Annotated in this window: 11 protein-coding genes; 8 read left to right on the top strand and 3 right to left on the bottom strand. The window is 73.9% G+C overall.

The features are described from left to right. Window position 1: 1 nt before the first annotated feature. Window positions 2-1,438 (bottom strand): protoporphyrinogen oxidase, encoded by a 1,437-nt coding sequence (hemG, locus tag LE181_RS00150; protein WP_225658785.1) that lies wholly within the window; start codon window positions 1,436-1,438, stop codon window positions 2-4. Window positions 1,439-1,568: 130 nt separating this feature from the next. On the opposite strand from hemG, the gene LE181_RS00145 reads away from it, so the two are divergent. Continuing rightward, entirely contained in the window at window positions 1,569-2,762 is a 1,194-nt protein-coding gene (locus LE181_RS00145; protein WP_225658784.1) for a thiolase family protein, read from the top strand. A 104-nt stretch (window positions 2,763-2,866) separates the two neighbouring features. After that, the gene (locus LE181_RS00140) at window positions 2,867-4,240 is read left to right on the top strand and encodes an FAD-dependent oxidoreductase (RefSeq protein ID WP_225658783.1); all 1,374 of its coding nucleotides are present in this window, start codon (window positions 2,867-2,869) and stop codon (window positions 4,238-4,240) included. Window positions 4,241-4,440: 200 nt separating this feature from the next. On the opposite strand, the gene hemE is transcribed toward LE181_RS00140, so the two are convergent. Continuing rightward, window positions 4,441-5,517, bottom strand: coding sequence for a uroporphyrinogen decarboxylase (gene hemE, locus LE181_RS00135; protein WP_225658782.1), 1,077 nt, complete (start codon window positions 5,515-5,517; stop codon window positions 4,441-4,443). A 90-nt stretch (window positions 5,518-5,607) separates the two neighbouring features. Between hemE and LE181_RS00130 the strand changes: the two genes are divergently transcribed. The 5 genes from LE181_RS00130 to LE181_RS00110 all read left to right on the top strand — a co-directional run bounded on the left by LE181_RS00130 (window position 5,608) and on the right by LE181_RS00110 (window position 12,208). Then, window positions 5,608-6,279 carry a DUF3000 domain-containing protein gene (locus LE181_RS00130; RefSeq protein ID WP_225658781.1) on the top strand — a complete coding sequence of 224 codons (672 nt, stop codon included), beginning with the start codon at window positions 5,608-5,610 and terminating at the stop codon, window positions 6,277-6,279. Window positions 6,280-6,544: 265 nt separating this feature from the next. Further along, a complete protein-coding gene (locus tag LE181_RS00125) occupies window positions 6,545-7,204 on the top strand; it encodes a response regulator transcription factor (protein WP_071963467.1) in 660 nt (219 codons plus the stop codon). Window positions 7,205-7,294: 90 nt separating this feature from the next. Beyond that, window positions 7,295-8,572, top strand: a complete 1,278-nt coding sequence (locus LE181_RS00120; protein WP_225658780.1) for an HRDC domain-containing protein — start codon at window positions 7,295-7,297, stop codon at window positions 8,570-8,572. A 292-nt stretch (window positions 8,573-8,864) separates the two neighbouring features. Next, window positions 8,865-10,085 carry a thiolase family protein gene (locus LE181_RS00115; protein ID WP_225658779.1) on the top strand — a complete coding sequence of 407 codons (1,221 nt, stop codon included), beginning with the start codon at window positions 8,865-8,867 and terminating at the stop codon, window positions 10,083-10,085. Beyond that, window positions 10,082-12,208 (top strand): 3-hydroxyacyl-CoA dehydrogenase NAD-binding domain-containing protein, encoded by a 2,127-nt coding sequence (locus tag LE181_RS00110; RefSeq protein ID WP_225658778.1) that lies wholly within the window; start codon window positions 10,082-10,084, stop codon window positions 12,206-12,208. The genes LE181_RS00115 and LE181_RS00110 overlap by 4 nt, the downstream gene beginning before the upstream one ends. 123 nt (window positions 12,209-12,331) lie before the next feature. Here the strand turns inward: LE181_RS00110 and LE181_RS00105 are convergent, their stop codons facing one another. After that, window positions 12,332-13,354, bottom strand: coding sequence for a hypothetical protein (locus LE181_RS00105; RefSeq protein WP_225658777.1), 1,023 nt, complete (start codon window positions 13,352-13,354; stop codon window positions 12,332-12,334). A gap of 291 nt (window positions 13,355-13,645) precedes the next feature. Here LE181_RS00105 and LE181_RS00100 point away from each other — a divergent pair, with 291 nt between their 5' ends. Beyond that, complete coding sequence (locus LE181_RS00100; RefSeq protein ID WP_225658776.1) at window positions 13,646-15,901, top strand: HAMP domain-containing protein; 2,256 nt, start codon at window positions 13,646-13,648, stop codon at window positions 15,899-15,901. The last annotated feature ends 4 nt before the right edge of the window (window positions 15,902-15,905 follow it).

Here is a 15,905-nt window from a genome sequence, read left to right as displayed (position 1 = left end):
CCTATTCTCCCCCCTGCCCCTCGGCGCCCGGAGCCAGGGTGGCCAGTAGCTCGTCGGCGGCCCGGCGGCCACTGGAAATGCAGGCCGGGATGCCCACGCCGTCGTAGGCCGCGCCGCAGACCCGCAGGCCGGACAGGCGCGAGACGTGCTCGCGGATGCGGGCGACACGGCCGAGGTGGCCCACGGGGTACTGCGGCAGCCCACGGGTCCAGCGGGTGACGCGGGTGTCCACCGGCGTGGCGCCGAGCCCCACCGCCTCGCCGAGGTCCTTCAGCGACATCGCCACCAGCTCGGCGTCCTCGCGCTGCAGGTCCCCCTCGTCGCCGAACCGCCCGATCGAGGTACGCAGGACGAAGAGGTCCGGGTCGGCGTCCGCGTTCCAGCGCCACTTGTTGCTGGAGAACGTGGACGCCTTGATCTTCCGGCCGTCGACCGGGGGCACGAGGAAGCCGCTGCCGTGCAGCAGTCCTTCGACCTCGGAGCGGCGGAAGGCCATGGTCACCAGGGCCATGGAGGCGTACTCGACGGCGGCGAGCTCGGCGGAGGCGGCGGGCGAGAGGCGGGCGAGCACCCGCCCGGCCTCGGGGGCGGGTGTGGCGAGGACGACGCCGTCGGCCTCGATCGACCAGTCCGACGACCGCACGTCCCAGCCGTGGCCCTCGGCCCACCCCAGGTCGTGCACGTGCGCATTGGGGATGATCTCCACACCGCCCGCGCGCAGGGCGTCCGCCACGGCACCGGGCAGCGTGCCGATGCCGCCCTCGATGCCCATGAAGACCGGGCCGCCGGCCGCCGGCCGGGCGGCGGCGCGCGCCTGGGCCTCGCGCACGCCCTCGATCAGCGAGCGGTGGGTGCGGGCGATCTCGAAGAGCTGCGGGACCGCCGCCCGCATCGAGATCCGGTAGGGGTCGCCCGCGTACACACCGCCGAGCAGGGGCTCCACCAGCCGGTCGACGACCTCGCGGCCCATCCGCCCGGCTACGTACGCGCCGAGGGCGACGTCGTCGCCGACCTCGGTGCGCGGCAGCTCGGCGTCCCGGGCGACGCGGGCGACGCCCTCCTCGGAGAGCACCCCGGACGCGGCCAGGGGGGAGAGGTCTCCGGGCACGCCCATCATGTGACCCGTGGGCATCGGACGCAGGCCGCCGCGCGACCAGATCCTCGCCGTGGCGGTGGCCGGGGACTGCAGCCGGTCGTCGAGGCCGACCGCGCGGGCCAGCTCGACGGCCTCCGGCCGCCGCGCGAGCATCGACTCGGCGCCCAGGTCGACGGGCACGCCCGCGATCTCCCCGGAGTGCAGCTTGCCGCCGAGGCGGGCCGAGTCCTCCATGAGGGTCACGCGTGCACCGCCCTCCAGCAGCCGGTGGGCGGCCGCCAGGCCGGAGATCCCGCCGCCGATGACCACCACGTGCCGCGAAGAGGGGTGCGCTTGGCTCATGACCCCACTGTCTCAAATCCCCACGAGGCGCCCGTCGGCACCCCATTGACAGCTCCCCGTGCCCCGCCGAGACTCGCGCGCACACGACCGTCCCACCGTCCCACCCGTCACGAACGTTTACGGAGACCCCATGAACGACCGCATCCGGGATGTGTACATCGTCGACGCCGTCCGCACCCCGGTCGGCAAGTACGGCGGCGCCCTGTCCTCCGTACGCCCCGACGACCTCGCCGCGCACGTCGTGCGCGCCCTGGTGGGCCGGGCCCCCGGGCTGGACCCGGCCCGCATCGACGACGTCGTCCTCGGCAACGCCAACGGCGCGGGCGAGGAGAACCGCAACGTCGCCCGCATGGCCGTGCTGCTCGCCGGCCTTCCCGTCACCGTGCCCGGCGCCACCGTCAACCGGCTGTGCGCCTCCGGCATGGAGGCGGTCGTGCAGGCGTACCGGGCCGTCGCGCTCGGCGACGCGTCCGTGGTGGTCGCGGGCGGGGTGGAGTCGATGAGCCGGGCGCCCTGGGTGCTGCCCAAGCCGGAACGGGCCTTCCCCGCCGCCCACCAGGAGCTGTACTCGACGACGCTCGGCTGGCGCATGACCAACCCGGCCATGCCGCCGCAGTGGACGGTCTCCCTGGGCGAGGGCGCCGAACTGATCGCCGACAAGCACGGCATCACCCGTGAGCAGCAGGACGCGTTCGCGTTCGCGAGCCATGAGAAGGCGGCGCGGGCCTGGAAGGACGGGGCCTACGAGGCCGAGGTCGTGCCGCTGCCCGGCGTGGACCTCGCGCGGGACGAGTCCATCCGCGACACCACCTCGCCGGAGGCCCTCGCCGCCCTGAAGCCCGCCTTCCGCAAGGCCGGCGGCACGGTCACGGCGGGCAACTCCTCGCCGCTCAACGACGGCGCCGCCGCGCTGCTCCTGTGCGACGAGGAGGGGCTTCGGGCCACCGGCCGCGAGCCCCTGGCCCGGGTGCGGGCGACGGCGGTCACCGGCATCGAGCCGGACCTCTACGGACTGGGACCGGTCGAGGCGGTGCGGCGGGCGCTGGCCAAGGCGGGCCGGTCCTTCGCGGACGTGACGCACTTCGAGCTGAACGAGGCGTTCGCGGCCCAGGCGCTCGGCTGCTTCGCCGAGTGGCCCGGCCTCGACCCGGACGTCGTCAACCGGCGGGGCGGCGCCATCGCCATCGGCCACCCGCTGGGCTGCTCGGGCGCCCGTCTGACGGGCTCGCTCGCCCACCAGCTCGCGGCGGCGGGCTCCGGCACGGGCCTGGCGGCGCTGTGCATCGGCGTGGGGCAGGGGCAGGCGCTGGTCCTGGAGCGCTGAGCAGGGTGACGGCCCGTCAGCCGGGCGGCGGGCGAACGGTCTTTCTCCGGGCGGCGCGCGGAACGTAACGTGACCCGCACGACCGGCGAGAGGACGGGGACGCGATGACGCAACGGCGGCTGGTGGTCATCGGGGGCGACGCCGCGGGCATGTCGGCGGCCTCCCGGGCCCGCAGGCTCCGGGGCCCGGAGCAGCTGGCGATCACGGCGTTCGAGCGCGGCGGCTTCGCCTCGTACTCGGCGTGCGGGATCCCGTACTGGGCCGGCGGGGTGGTCGACGGCCCGGACGCGCTGATCGCCCGTACCCCGGCGGAGCACCGCGAGCGCGGCATCGACCTGCGCATGCGGACCGAGGTCACCGAGATCGACCCGGACCGGCAGCGGGTACGGGCCCGGGACCTGGAGTCCGGCCGGGAGCGGTGGCACGGCTACGACGACCTGGTCGTCGCGACGGGCGCCCGGCCGCTGCGCCCGCCGCTGGAGGGCATCGACGCCCCGGGCGTGCACGGCGTGCAGACCCTCGGCGACGGGCAGATGCTCCTCGACGGCCTCCGGGGCGCCCAGGGGCGCCGGGCCGTCGTCATCGGCGCCGGCTACATCGGCGTGGAGATGGCCGAGGCGCTCACCCGGCGGGGTTACGCCGTGACGATCGTCGAACGCGCCGCGCAGCCGATGTCCACCCTCGACCCGGACATGGGCGCCCTGGTCCGCGAGGCCCTGTGCGGCATGGGCATCGAGGTGGTGACGGACGCCGCCGTCACCGGCGTGGCCACCGGGCCGGACGGGCGGGTGGCCGCGGTCGCCACGAAGGACCGGGAGTACCCGGCGGACGTGGTCGTCCTCGGTCTGGGCGTCCGGCCGGAGACCTCGCTGGCCGAGGCCGCCGGGCTGCCGCTCGGCACGTCGGGCGGGCTGCTGACGGACCTGGCGATGCGGGTGCGCGGACACGGCGACGTCTGGGCGGGCGGCGACTGCGTCGAGGTCCTCGACCTCGTCTCGGGCCGCACCCGGCACATCGCCCTGGGCACGCACGCCAACAAGCACGGCCAGGTGATCGGCACCAACGTGGGCGGGGGTTACGCGACGTTCCCGGGGGTGGTGGGAACGGCCGTCAGCAAGGTGTGCGACCTGGAGATCGCCCGCACCGGCCTGCTGGAGGAGCAGGCCACGGCGGTGGGCCTGGCCTTCCACGCCGTGACCGTCGAATCGACCAGCCGCGCCGGCTACTACCCGGGCGCCGCCCCGATGACGGTCAAGATGCTGGCCGAACGCCGCACCGGACGCCTGCTGGGCGTGCAGATCGTGGGCCGCGAGGGCGCGGCGAAGCGGGTCGACGTGGCGGCGGTGGCGCTGACCGCGCGCATGACGGTGGACCGGATGACGGCGCTGGATCTGGGCTACGCGCCGCCGTTCTCTCCCGTGTGGGACCCGGTACTGGTCGCGGCCCGCAAGGCCGCCGCGGTGGTGGCGGAGGGGTGACCTTTCCCCTCCCCGCCCTTCCCCAGCTACCGCTGGGAGGTGCCCCCATCCCGAAACCGGGGGCGGGCCCCGGCCCCCGACCGCGCTGCGCGCGGTGTCCTCAAACGCCGGACGGGCTGGATTTTCCGCCGGCCCGGGCAACGATCAAGCCCGTCCGGCGTTTGAGGACCGGGGTCCGGGGCGGAGCCCCGGTCAGCCCCCTACCGCGCCGTCCGCTCGTGCACGTACTGCACCAGGTGCGTCAACGCGTCCGGGTCCATCGCCGGCATCACACCATGCCCCAGATTGAAGACGTGCCCCTCCAGCCCCCGCGCCGCCGCAAGGACCTCGTCCGTCTTCGCCTCCACCGCCTCCCGCGGAGCGAAGAGCACCGCCGGGTCCAGGTTCCCCTGCAGTGCCTTGCCCGGCCCGACCCGCTTGGCGGCCTCGTCCAGCGGGACCCGCCAGTCGACGCCCACCACGTCCGCGCCGGCCTCGCCCATGAGGCCGAGGAGCTCGCCGGTGCCCACGCCGAAGTGGATGCGCGGCACGCCGTACTCCGCGACGGCGTCGAAGACCTTGGCCGAGGCGGGCATCACGTAGCGCCGGTACTCGGCGGGGGCGAGCGCGCCCGCCCAGGAGTCGAAGAGCTGGACGGCGGACGCCCCGGCCTCGATCTGGACGCGCAGGAAGGCGGCGGTGATGACGGACAGCCGCTCCACCAGCTCGGCCCACAGCTCCGGGTCGCCGTACATCATGGCCTTGGTGTTCTCGTACGTCCGCGACGGGCCGCCCTCGACGAGGTAGCTGGCCAGCGTGAACGGGGCCCCGGCGAAGCCGATCAGCGGCGTGGCGCCGAGTTCGGCGGTGAGCATGCCGACGGCCTCGGTGACATAGGGGACGTCGGAGGGGTCGAGGGGGCGCAGCCGCTCCAGGTCGGCGCGGGTGCGGACCGGTTGGGCGACGACCGGGCCGACGCCGGGCTTGATGTCGAGGTCGACGCCGATGGCCTTCAGCGGCACCACGATGTCGCTGAAGAAGATGGCGGCGTCGACGCCGTGGCGGCGCACCGGCTGCAGGGTGATCTCGGTGACGAGCTCGGGCCGCATGCAGGACTCCAGCATGGGGATGCCCTCACGGACCTTGCGGTACTCGGGGAGCGAGCGGCCGGCCTGGCGCATGAACCAGACGGGGGTGTGCGGGACGGGTTCGCGGCGGCAGGCCCGCAGGAACGCCGAATCGTGTACCGCTTCCTGTGCCGCGGTGCGGCCGGTCTGCTGCTGGCTGCGCTCACTCATGCCCCAAATCTTCGCACGGGCCGAACGAGTGACCCGCCCGTGTGGGTGTCCTCCGCGGAACCGCGGGTTGTTCCGCCTAGTCTTCCGGGCATGGCTGCGGCGCAGGGACACCTCTCGGACGGTCCGGACGACGCGGATGGGGAGGAGACCCCGTCCGTCTTCCGGCAGGCGGTCGCGGGGCTGCAAGGGGTACGCCTGCGGCCGGAGATCGAGCTGGACGCGACTCCGCCGCCCCAGCGGCTCGCGCCGTACTCCTACGCGCTGGAGGCGGCGGTCGTCGTGGACGACGAGGAGCTGGCGGACGGGCGGCTGATCCTGCTGCACGACCCGGCGGGGCACGAGGCGTGGGGCGGTACGTTCCGGCTGGTGACGCTGGTGCACGCGGAGCTGGAGCCGGAGATGGCGACGGACCCGCTGCTGCCGGAGGTGTGCTGGTCCTGGCTGACGGGCGCGCTGGAGGCGCGCCGGGTGCCGTACTCCGCGCCGAGCGGCACGGTGACGCGTGCGAGCTCGCACTACTTCGGCGGGCTGCGGGAGCGGGAGCCGTCGACGCGGATCGAGATCCGGGCGTCGTGGTCGCCGGCCCCGGCGAAGGGCCCGGTGGCCGCCGCGGGCGCGGCCGCGCAGGTGCCGGACACGGCGGCGCACCTGTCGGCGTGGTGCGACCTGCTGTGCCAGATCGCGGGGCTGCCGCCGGGTGGCGCACCGGAGGCGGGGATCGTGACGCTGCCGCAGCGGCGGGGGCCGCACAGCAGCCGCTGAGCCGTCGCACGGCGGGCGCACCGCTGGGGCCACCGGGGCTGACCTGCGGTGATGTGGCGTGGGAGGGCCGTTCCGGGTGTCAGGGGATGCACAAGTTGATCGGGCAATCGTCTGAATTGCCCGAATTGTTACTCATCAATTCGTGATCATTCCCTAAAGCCGGGACGTTTCATTGCCGAAGGACCTTGTGACCCTTCCCACACGGATCGCCCCGGCTTATCCCCAAGTCGGCACCGGTCCCCGCCACTCCCCCCATGGAGGCCTGGTGTCCGTTCTCCTTGAGCAACCCGCTAGCCTCGCCTACCGCCCGAACAAACCGACCGCCATGGTCGTCGTCGCGGACCCCCGGGTCCGCTCGACCGTCACGCGCCACCTGTGGGCGCTGGGCGTGCGCGACGTGATCGAGGCGTCGTCCATCGCGGAGGCCCGGCCGCGCATCGGCAGCCCGCGCGACATCTGTGTCGCCGACGTCCACCTTCCCGACGGTTCCGGCCTGACACTGCTCTCCGAGACCCGTGCCGCGGGCTGGCCCAACGGTCTGGCCCTCTCCGCCGCCGACGACATCGGCGCCGTGCGCAACGCACTGGCGGGCGGAGTCAAGGGCTACGTCGTCACCGGCACCCGTACCAACCTCGGCGTCCCCGGCCGTCCCGGAGCCGCCCCCATCGGCTCGGCCGCCGCCCGCATGCAGCGGCGCCCGCCGGGCGCCCCCGGCCACCCCGGTGGCTACCGCGAGCTGTCGGGGCGTGAGGTGGAGGTGTTGCGGCTGGTGGCGGAGGGCCAGTCCAACAAGGCCATCGGCGTCTCGATGGGACTCTCGGCACTCACCGTCAAGAGCCACCTCGCCCGCATCGCCCGCAAGCTCGGCACGGGGGACCGGGCCGGGATGGTGGCGGTGGCACTGCGCACCGGCATCATCCACTGACCGCATCCACCGACCGCGGGATTCCGCGCCGCGCCCGTCGCCGGAACGTTCCGGCGACGGGCGCTTGCCATCCACAGATACCCTTGACCAGTGACCGACGCCCAAGAGACCGCAGCAGACACGACACTGCGAACCACCGGGGGCGCCCCCCCGGACGACGTCGATTCGGCGCCGATTCCCCTGCTGGAGCCACGGGAGGGCATGCCCCCGGTCGTCGCCGACGCCGAGGCCCTGGCCTCCGTCGTCGCGGCCTTCGCCGCGGGCACCGGACCCGTCGCCGTCGACGCCGAGCGCGCCTCCGGCTACCGCTACGGCCAGCGCGCCTACCTCGTCCAGCTGCGCCGCGAGGGCGCGGGCACCGCACTGATCGACCCGGTCGGCTGCCCCGACCTGTCCGCCCTCGGCGAGGCCATCGGCGACGCCGAGTGGGTGCTGCACGCCGCCACCCAGGACCTGCCCTGCCTGCGCGAGATAGGGATGACCCCGGCCCGGCTCTTCGACACGGAGCTGGCGGGACGGCTCGCGGGCTTCGCGCGCGTCGGGCTCGGCGCCATGGTCGAGAACGTCCTGGGCTACGCCCTGGAGAAGGGCCACTCCGCCGTCGACTGGTCCACCCGCCCGCTGCCCGAGCCCTGGCTGCGCTACGCCGCGCTCGACGTGGAGCTGCTCGTCGACCTGCGCGACGCGCTGGAGGAGGAGCTGGACCGGCAGGGCAAGCTGGAGTGGGCCCGCCAGGAGTTCGACGCCATCGCCTCCGCGCCGCCCGCCCCGCCCCGCAAGGACCCCTGGCGCCGCACCTCCGGCATGCACAAGGTGCGCCGGCGCCGGCAGATGGCCGTGGTGCGCGAGCTGTGGACCGCGCGCGACCACATCGCGCAGCGCCGCGACGTCTCGCCCGGCAAGGTGCTCGGTGACGCCGCGATCGTCGAGGCCGCCCTCAGCGTCCCGCCGAACGTGCACGCGCTCGCCGCGCTCCCCGGCTTCGGGCACCGCATGAGCCGCAAGCAGCTGGAGCAGTGGATGGCCGCGGTGGACCGGGCCAAGGCGCTGCCGGACGCCGAGCTGCCGCAGCCCGGCCAGCCGCTGACCGGCCCGCCGCCGCCGCGCGCGTGGGCGGACAAGGACCCCGTGGCGGCGGCCCGCCTGTCGGCCGCCCGCACCGCGGTCTCGGAGCTGGCCGAGCGGCTGACGATGCCGCAGGAGAACCTGATCACGCCGGACACGGTGCGGAGGCTGTGCTGGGAGCCGCCGAAGCCGGCGACGCCGGAGGCCGTTGCGGAGGTCCTCTCCGCGCACGGTGCGCGGGCGTGGCAGGTGGAGCAGGTGACCCCCGTGCTGGTGAAGGCCCTCACGGAGGCATCGGCCTGACCCGAGGCCGTTTCGGGGCCCCGGTCCCGCCCTTTCACCGTTTCTTGTCCTCTTCTTGTCCTCAATCGCCGGCCGGGCTGGATTTTCCAGCCCGGCCGGCGATTGAGCACCCGGGTCCGGGGCGGAGGCCCGTGCAAGGGCGCCGCACCGCGGAATGTGACCTTCGCCGCTCCCGCCGGAGGGTCTGGGCAGCATGGTTACCCGCAAGTAGCATGACGGTGTCAGCCCGCACCGCGGCGGAGCCGTATCGGCATGCCCGCGCGCAGCGATCCGCACCTGGAGGAGAGCCAACGTGCCTCGTACCGCTAGGGACGTCGTTTTCGTCGACGGCGTCCGCACCCCGTTCGGCAAGGCGGGCCCGAAGGGCATCTACCACGAGACCCGCGCCGACGACCTGGTCGTCAAGTGCATCCGGGAGCTGCTGCGCCGCAACCCGGACCTCGACCCGGCCCGCATCGACGAGGTCGCCATCGCCGCGACCACGCAGATCGGCGACCAGGGGCTGACGCTGGGCCGTACCGCCGGCATCCTCGCGGGCCTCCCGCAGTCGGTGCCCGGTTACTCCATCGACCGCATGTGCGCCGGCGCCATGACCGCCGTGACGGCCGTCTCGGGCGGCGTCGCCCTCGGTGCGTACGACATCGCCCTCGCCGGCGGCGTCGAGCACATGGGCCGTCACCCCATGGGCGAGGGCGTCGACCCCAACCCGCGCTTCGTCTCGGAGAAGCTGGTCGACGAGTCCGCCCTGTTCATGGGCATGACCGCGGAGAACCTGCACGACCGCCTCCCGCACATCACCAAGCAGCGCGCCGACGAGTACGCGGTCCGCAGCCAGGAGAAGGCCGCCAAGGCGTACGCCGACGGCAAGATCCAGGCCGACCTGGTGCCGATCTCCATCCGCCGCACGTCCCCCGAGGGCGGCGAGACGGGCTGGGGCCTGGCCACCGCCGACGAGCCGATGCGCCCGGGCACCACGCTGGCCAACCTGGCCGGCCTGAAGACCCCCTTCCGTCCGCACGGCCGGGTCACCGCGGGCAACGCCGCCGGTCTCAACGACGGTGCCACCGCCTCCCTGATCGCGGCCGAGGACGTGGCCCGCGAGCTGGGCCTGCCGGTCAAGATGCGCCTGGTCTCCTACGCCTTCGCCGGCGTGGAGCCCGAGGTCATGGGCATCGGCCCGGTCCCGGCCACCGAGAAGGCGCTCGCCAAGGCGGGCCTGTCGATCGACGACATCGGCCTGTTCGAGATCAACGAGGCGTTCGCCGTCCAGGTGCTCTCGCTGCTGGACCACTACGGCATCGCCGACGACGACCCGCGCGTCAACCAGTACGGCGGCGCCATCGCCTTCGGTCACCCGCTGGCCTCCTCCGGCGTGCGTCTGATGACGCAGCTGGCCCGCCAGTTCGAGGAGCAGCCGCACGTCCGCTACGGCATCACCTCGATGTGCGTCGGCTTCGGCATGGGCGGCACGGTCATCTGGGAGAACCCGCACTTCGACGGAGGCAACAAGTGAGCACCACCGCTGAGCTCCTGAAGGGCGCGGCCGAGCTGTTCCCCGACGAGGTCGTCACCCAGGCGCACGTGCGCCACCTCGACCTCCCCGGCGCCGGGCGCTTCGCGCTCATCACGCTGGACAACGGCTTCGACCACACCAAGCCGACCACCTTCGGCCCGAAGTCCCTCGCGAACCTCAACACCGCGATCGACCAGGTCGAGGCCGAGGCGAAGGCCGGCGAGATCGTGGGCGCCGGCCTGACCGGCAAGCCGTTCATCTTCGCCGTCGGCGCCGACCTCAAGGGCGTCGAGCTGCTGAAGCGCCACGAGGACGCGCTGGCCATCGGCAAGGGCGGCCACGACGTCTTCAAGCGCCTGTCCTCGCTGGGCGTGCCGACCTTCGCGTACTACAACGGTGCCGCGATGGGCGGCGGCGTCGAGGTCGGTCTGCACTGCACCTACCGCACGGTCTCGGCCGCGGTCCCGGCGTTCTCCCTGCCCGAGGTCTTCCTCGGCCTGGTGCCCGGCTGGGGCGGCTGCGCGCTGCTGCCGAACCTCATCGGCGCGGACCGCGCGGTCTCGGTCATCATCGAGAACTCGCTCAACCAGAACCGTCAGCTCAAGGGCAAGCAGGTCTTCGAGCTCGGCATCGCCGACGCCCTCTTCGAGGGTGCGGACTTCCTGGAGCAGTCGCTGCTGTGGACGGCGTCCGTCCTCAAGGGCGAGACCGAGGTCGTCCGGGCCGAGATCGACCGCGGCGAGGCATGGGACCAGGCCGTCGAGCGCGGCCGTTTCATCGCCGACTCCAAGGTGCACGGCGCGGCCCCGGCCGCCTACCGCGCGCTGGACATCATCGCCGCCGCCAAGAACGGCGACCTGCGCCAGGGCTTCGACGCGGAGGACCAGGCCCTCGCGGACCTGATCATGGGCGGCGAGCTGCGCAGCGGCATCTACGCCTTCAACCTGGTGCAGAAGCGCGGCAAGCGCCCCGCGGGCGCCCCGGACAAGTCCCTCGCGCGCCCGGTCAACAAGGTCGGCGTCGTCGGTGCCGGTCTGATGGCCTCCCAGCTGGCGCTGCTGTTCGCCCGCCGCCTTGAGGTGCCGGTCGTGCTGACCGACATCGACCAGGAGCGCGTGGACAAGGGCGTGGGCTACGTCCACGGCGAGATCGACAAGCTGCTGCTCAAGGGCCGCATCAACCAGGACAAGGCCAACCGCCTCAAGGCCGCGGTGACCGGCTCGCTGGACAAGGCCGCCGCCTTCGGCGACGCGGACTTCGTCATCGAGGCCGTCTTCGAGGAGATGGGCGTCAAGCAGCAGGTGTTCGCCGAGGTCGAGGCGGTCGTGCCCGAGCACGCCATCCTCGCCACCAACACCTCCTCGCTGTCGGTCACCGAGATGGCCTCGAAGCTCAAGCACCCCGAGCGGGTCGTGGGCTTCCACTTCTTCAACCCCGTCGCGATCCTCCCGCTGCTGGAGATCGTGCGCGGCGAGCGGACCGACGAAGCCGCGCTGGCCACGGCCTTCGGCGTCGCCAAGAAGCTGAAGAAGACCGCGGTGCTGGTGAAGGACGCCCCGGCGTTCGTCGTCAACCGCATCCTGGTCCGCTTCATGGGCGAGATCCAGAACGTCATCGACGAGGGCACCCCGGTGGCCACCGCCGAGAAGGCCGTCGAGCCGCTCGGTCTGCCGATGTCCCCGCTGGTGCTCCTGGAGCTGGTCGGCCCGGCGATCGGCCTGCACGTCTCCGAGACGCTGCACGGCGCCTTCCCCGAGCGCTTCACGGTCTCCCCCAACTTGGCCGCCGTGGTCAAGGCGGGCAAGCGCGGCTTCTACGTCTACGACTCCGGGAAGCCGGAGCTGGACCCCGAGGTCGCCGCGCTCCTCGTCCAGGGCGACACCGTCCTGACGGAGGAGCAGGTCCGCGCCCGCGTCCTGGACGCGGTCGCGCAGGAGATCGGCCTGATGCTCGACGAGGGCGTCGTCGCCGAGGCCCAGGACATCGACCTGTGCCTGATCACGGGCGCCGGCTGGCCCTTCCACCTGGGTGGCATCACGCCGTACCTGGACCGTGAGGGCGTCTCCGAGCGCGTTCTCGGCCGCCGCTTCCTCGCCGAGGGCGTGGCGAGCGTTCCCGCGTAACGCACGCACGGACCGCGGGGGTCCGGAGGCTGCGGCCCCCGGACCCCCGCGGAGCCGGAAATGCCGGACGGGCTGGTTTCCTCCAGCCCGTCCGGCATTTCCGGGTTCCGGGGGTCAGGTGGCCTACCCCCGCCCCGTCCTCCACCGTTCGACCACCTCGGCCAGTGCCCGCACCGCCTTCGCGACGAGCCCGTCGTCGAACCGCACCCGCCGGCTGTGCTCCACGTGCAGGAAGGGCACCCCGACCGCATCCGCGTGGTCGCCCTGGACGTTCGTGCGGCCCTCCAGCCGGCCGCACTCCCGCTGCCACACCTCGCACACCCGCAGCCCCTCCTGCCGCAGGCCGGACGCGAGCCGCCGTGCGGAGGGCAGACCCGCGGTCCCCTTGCCGGGCGAGACGACCACGTCGTGGTCGGGCAGGCTGCCGTCGGCGAAGCCGTGCACCTGGACGGCGGGCATCCGGCGGTCGGCGAGGGCGTCGGCGACGGCGGCGAAGACCGAGTCGGAGCGGTGGGCGACGTCCGCGGCGTCCGTCTCCCCGCTCTCACCGTCGCCCACCGTGCGGTACGCGCCCGCCAGGATCAGCACGCCGCCGCGCACGTCGCGCAGCAGCCCGATGCCGAGCTGCTCGGTGCGCTGGTCGGCGGTGGGGTGGGGCACCTGCACCGACCACCGCGCGGGGCTGCGCAGGTCGACGTAGACACGGCCCCAGCCCCGGGTGGCCTCGCCGTCGACGGTGGCGTCGGCGATTTCGGCGTACTGCCCTCCGCCGGGCTGGTCGGCCAGGATCCGTACGGTGTAGCCCGCGGTGGCCAGCGTCCGCTCGGCACCGGCCCGGTCACCGTCCAGGAACAGCCGGACGCCGTCGGCGACGGCCCGCCGGTCGTGCGGGGCGGGAATCCGGTACCGACCGTCCTGATTGATGCGGTCGGTGAAGCTCGTGATCCGCCGGGCGAGGTCGACGGACGTGCCGGGGACCGGCGGCGTACCGCGGTCGCCGCCCGCGCCGCGGTCGAGCGGCCGGCTGCCCGCCGTGCCCTGCACGCCCGGCCGGGCGCAGGCCGTGGCCCCGCCGGACAACGCCAGTACCACCGCGCCGACCAGCACGGGCCTCAGGGGAGCGGCAAGGGCCGGCATGAGCTTCATGCCGGCAAAAATACCCGGCGCATCACCCTCGCCGGCACGCCCGAATCGTCCGTCTACGCTCCCGGGCGCAAAGATCGCACGCAATTGCCGGAGGGAAATGGGCGGATTGCCGCAGCAATGGATCTTGGAATAGTTTCAGTAAAGAAGCGAATTGCGATCAAGACCGCTCGACCTCTTTTGGTAATTCTTTCGATTTTCCCTAGACTTCCCACGTTTTACGCATGCGCAGTGCGGCAGACAGTTCAGCCCGGTGTCCCGGCTCGCCCCGCGCCGCCACCGAGAGGAAGACCGTTGCCCGCTCCGCGCGGCCCGCGCCGACGCAAGGCCCGCCGCCGCGCCGACATGCCCCTGCTGGGCGGCGCACGGCCGCCGATAGCGGCCCTGCTCGCGCTGCTGCTGGCGGTGGCGGGCACGACGGCGCTGCTGCTCGGCGACCGCGGCGACACGGCCGCCGACACCGCCGTCCTCACCTCGCAGCAGCACGTCGCGGAGGACGGCGCCCTGTCCCTGCGGGCGTCCCTCGACGAGAGCATCACCGACCTCGAACGCGCCGCCGCCCAGTTCAGCGGCGCCGGATCCGCCGCGCCCGACACCGTCCTGGACAGCCTCGGCAAGGTCTACAACAAGTGGCGCGGCACCGCCGTCGTCGACCCCGCGGGCGGCACGCTGCTCGCCGCGCGCGGTGAGACCATTCCCCTCGCGACCGTCCTCAAGGGCCCCGCCGGGAAGACCGGCGCCAACGGCGGCACCCCGGACGACAAGGACGGCATTCTCGGCCCGCGCCTGGTGAAGCTGCCGTCCGGCGAGACCCGGATGCTCGTCGTCACCGCGCTGCGCGGCGGCGAGGGCACCCGGCTGCTCGTCGCCTCCGGGACCCTGAACGTTCCGGGCATCTCGGCCGACGAGGACCGCTCCCTGCTGGTCGTCGACTCCGCCGGCACCGTCCTGGCCAGCGACGGCCCCTCCGTGGCCCGCAAGTCCTGGGCCCGGGAGGCCCGCAGGACCGCCGCCGCGGAGTCCGCTAAGACGCCCGGGACCGCCGGCGGCCACCCCGGCGCCAGCGGCCACCTGATGGGCGAGCGCCGCGGCGACGTACGGACGGCCGTGGGCTACGCCGCCGCCGGCCGGGCCCCCGGCGAGAGCAGTGCGGCCGGTGCCCTCGGCCTCTCGGTGATCACCTCCGTCAAGGTCACCGGCGACCCCACGGCGGTGCGCACCCAGACCTTCGGCCTGGCCGCCGCGGGCATCCTCCTCGTCCTGGCCGTGCTGGTGGTGTGGGTGCTGCTGCGCACGATCCAGCGGCCGCTGCTGCGGCTGTACCTGGAGAGCCGCAGGCTCGCGCGCGGCGACCTGGACCGGCCGGTGCGCCGCTTCAAGGGCAGGGAGGCGGCCCGGACCGGCGCCGCCCTGGAGAGCCTGCGCGGCCAGCTGCTGGGCGGCCGCCCCACCCGCGCCGGGCGGGCGCGCGGCGGCTTCGGCACCCGCTCCACGGTCGTGGTGTGCGCCCTGGTCCTGCTCGCCTGGGCGGCGCCGCTGCTGCTCTTCCTCAACCGCCCCGGCGCCAGCGTCTCCGTGCCCCGGCAGCTCGTCGACGACCAGCGCCGCCGCACCGACACCGCCTCCGACCGCGTGCGCAAGGCGCTCAACGAGGGCTGGGCGGACGTGGCCTCGGTCGCGCAGACCCTCGCCGCCGGCGCCCGTACGGACGGTGCGGCCCCGGCCGACGGCAAGGACCGGGCGACCGCCGACCGGGCCGTCCTGGAGAGGACGCTGCGCGAGCACGGCCGCTACCGCTCGGTCTACGTGATCGACGGCAAGGGAGAGGTCCTCTCCCGCGCCGGCGACTCCCCCCGCCACCCGGCCGGCACACCACCCCGCGCGGACGGCGTCGCCCAGCTCACCACCTCCGGCAAGGAACCCGCCGTCGCCGCCTACGCGGCCGTGCCCGGCGCGGGAGGCCGGGCCGTGGTCGGCGAGTACGACACACAGTTCCTGATCTCGATGGTCACCCGGCCCGGCCTCGGCCAGGTCTGGCTCGTCGACAAGGAGAACCGCATCCTCGCGGCCGACCGCAACCACGGCTTCCGGGCCTTCTCCGCCCTGCCCTCCGGCCACCTCGACGCCCTCGCGGACACCGCCCGCAAGCACGACGGGAGGACCACCGGCACCGCCACCCTGCACCGCGCGGGCGGCTCCTCCGACATCGCGGCCGCCGCGCCCTTCACCGGCGGCGGAGCGGTCCGCGACCTGGACTGGCAGGTCGTCAGCTCCCAGCCGACCTCCTGGCTGGAGCTGCCCGAGTACACCGCGCAGCGGCGCACCATGCTCGCCGGGCTGCTCGGCGTGACCGCCGCCGTGGCCTGCCTGGGCTGGCTGCACATCGTCGTCGTCCGCCCGCTGCGCGCCCTCGCCGACCGGGCCGAGGCGCTGGCCGGCGGCGACCGGAAGACCGTGCTCTTCCCCCAGCACCACGACGAGGCCGGCGCCGTCGTACGGAACCTGGAGCTGATCCGGCAGCGCCTGACGCGACCCTCCGGAAGGAACTGATCAC

It is taken from the genome of Streptomyces sichuanensis, from assembly GCF_020328095.1.
GTDB lineage: Bacteria > Actinomycetota > Actinomycetes > Streptomycetales > Streptomycetaceae > Streptomyces > Streptomyces cinnamoneus.
Note: the sequence above shows the minus strand (reverse complement) of the source record. Positions and strands in the feature narration are given on the sequence as shown.

Coding starts and splice junctions, on each gene's coding strand:
- hemG (WP_225658785.1), bottom strand. CDS start 1,438: ATGAGCCAAGCGCACCCCTCTTCGCGGCACGTGGTGGTCATCGGCGGC.
- LE181_RS00145 (WP_225658784.1), top strand. CDS start 1,569: ATGAACGACCGCATCCGGGATGTGTACATCGTCGACGCCGTCCGCACC.
- LE181_RS00140 (WP_225658783.1), top strand. CDS start 2,867: ATGACGCAACGGCGGCTGGTGGTCATCGGGGGCGACGCCGCGGGCATG.
- hemE (WP_225658782.1), bottom strand. CDS start 5,517: ATGAGTGAGCGCAGCCAGCAGCAGACCGGCCGCACCGCGGCACAGGAA.
- LE181_RS00130 (WP_225658781.1), top strand. CDS start 5,608: ATGGCTGCGGCGCAGGGACACCTCTCGGACGGTCCGGACGACGCGGAT.
- LE181_RS00105 (WP_225658777.1), bottom strand. CDS start 13,354: ATGAAGCTCATGCCGGCCCTTGCCGCTCCCCTGAGGCCCGTGCTGGTC.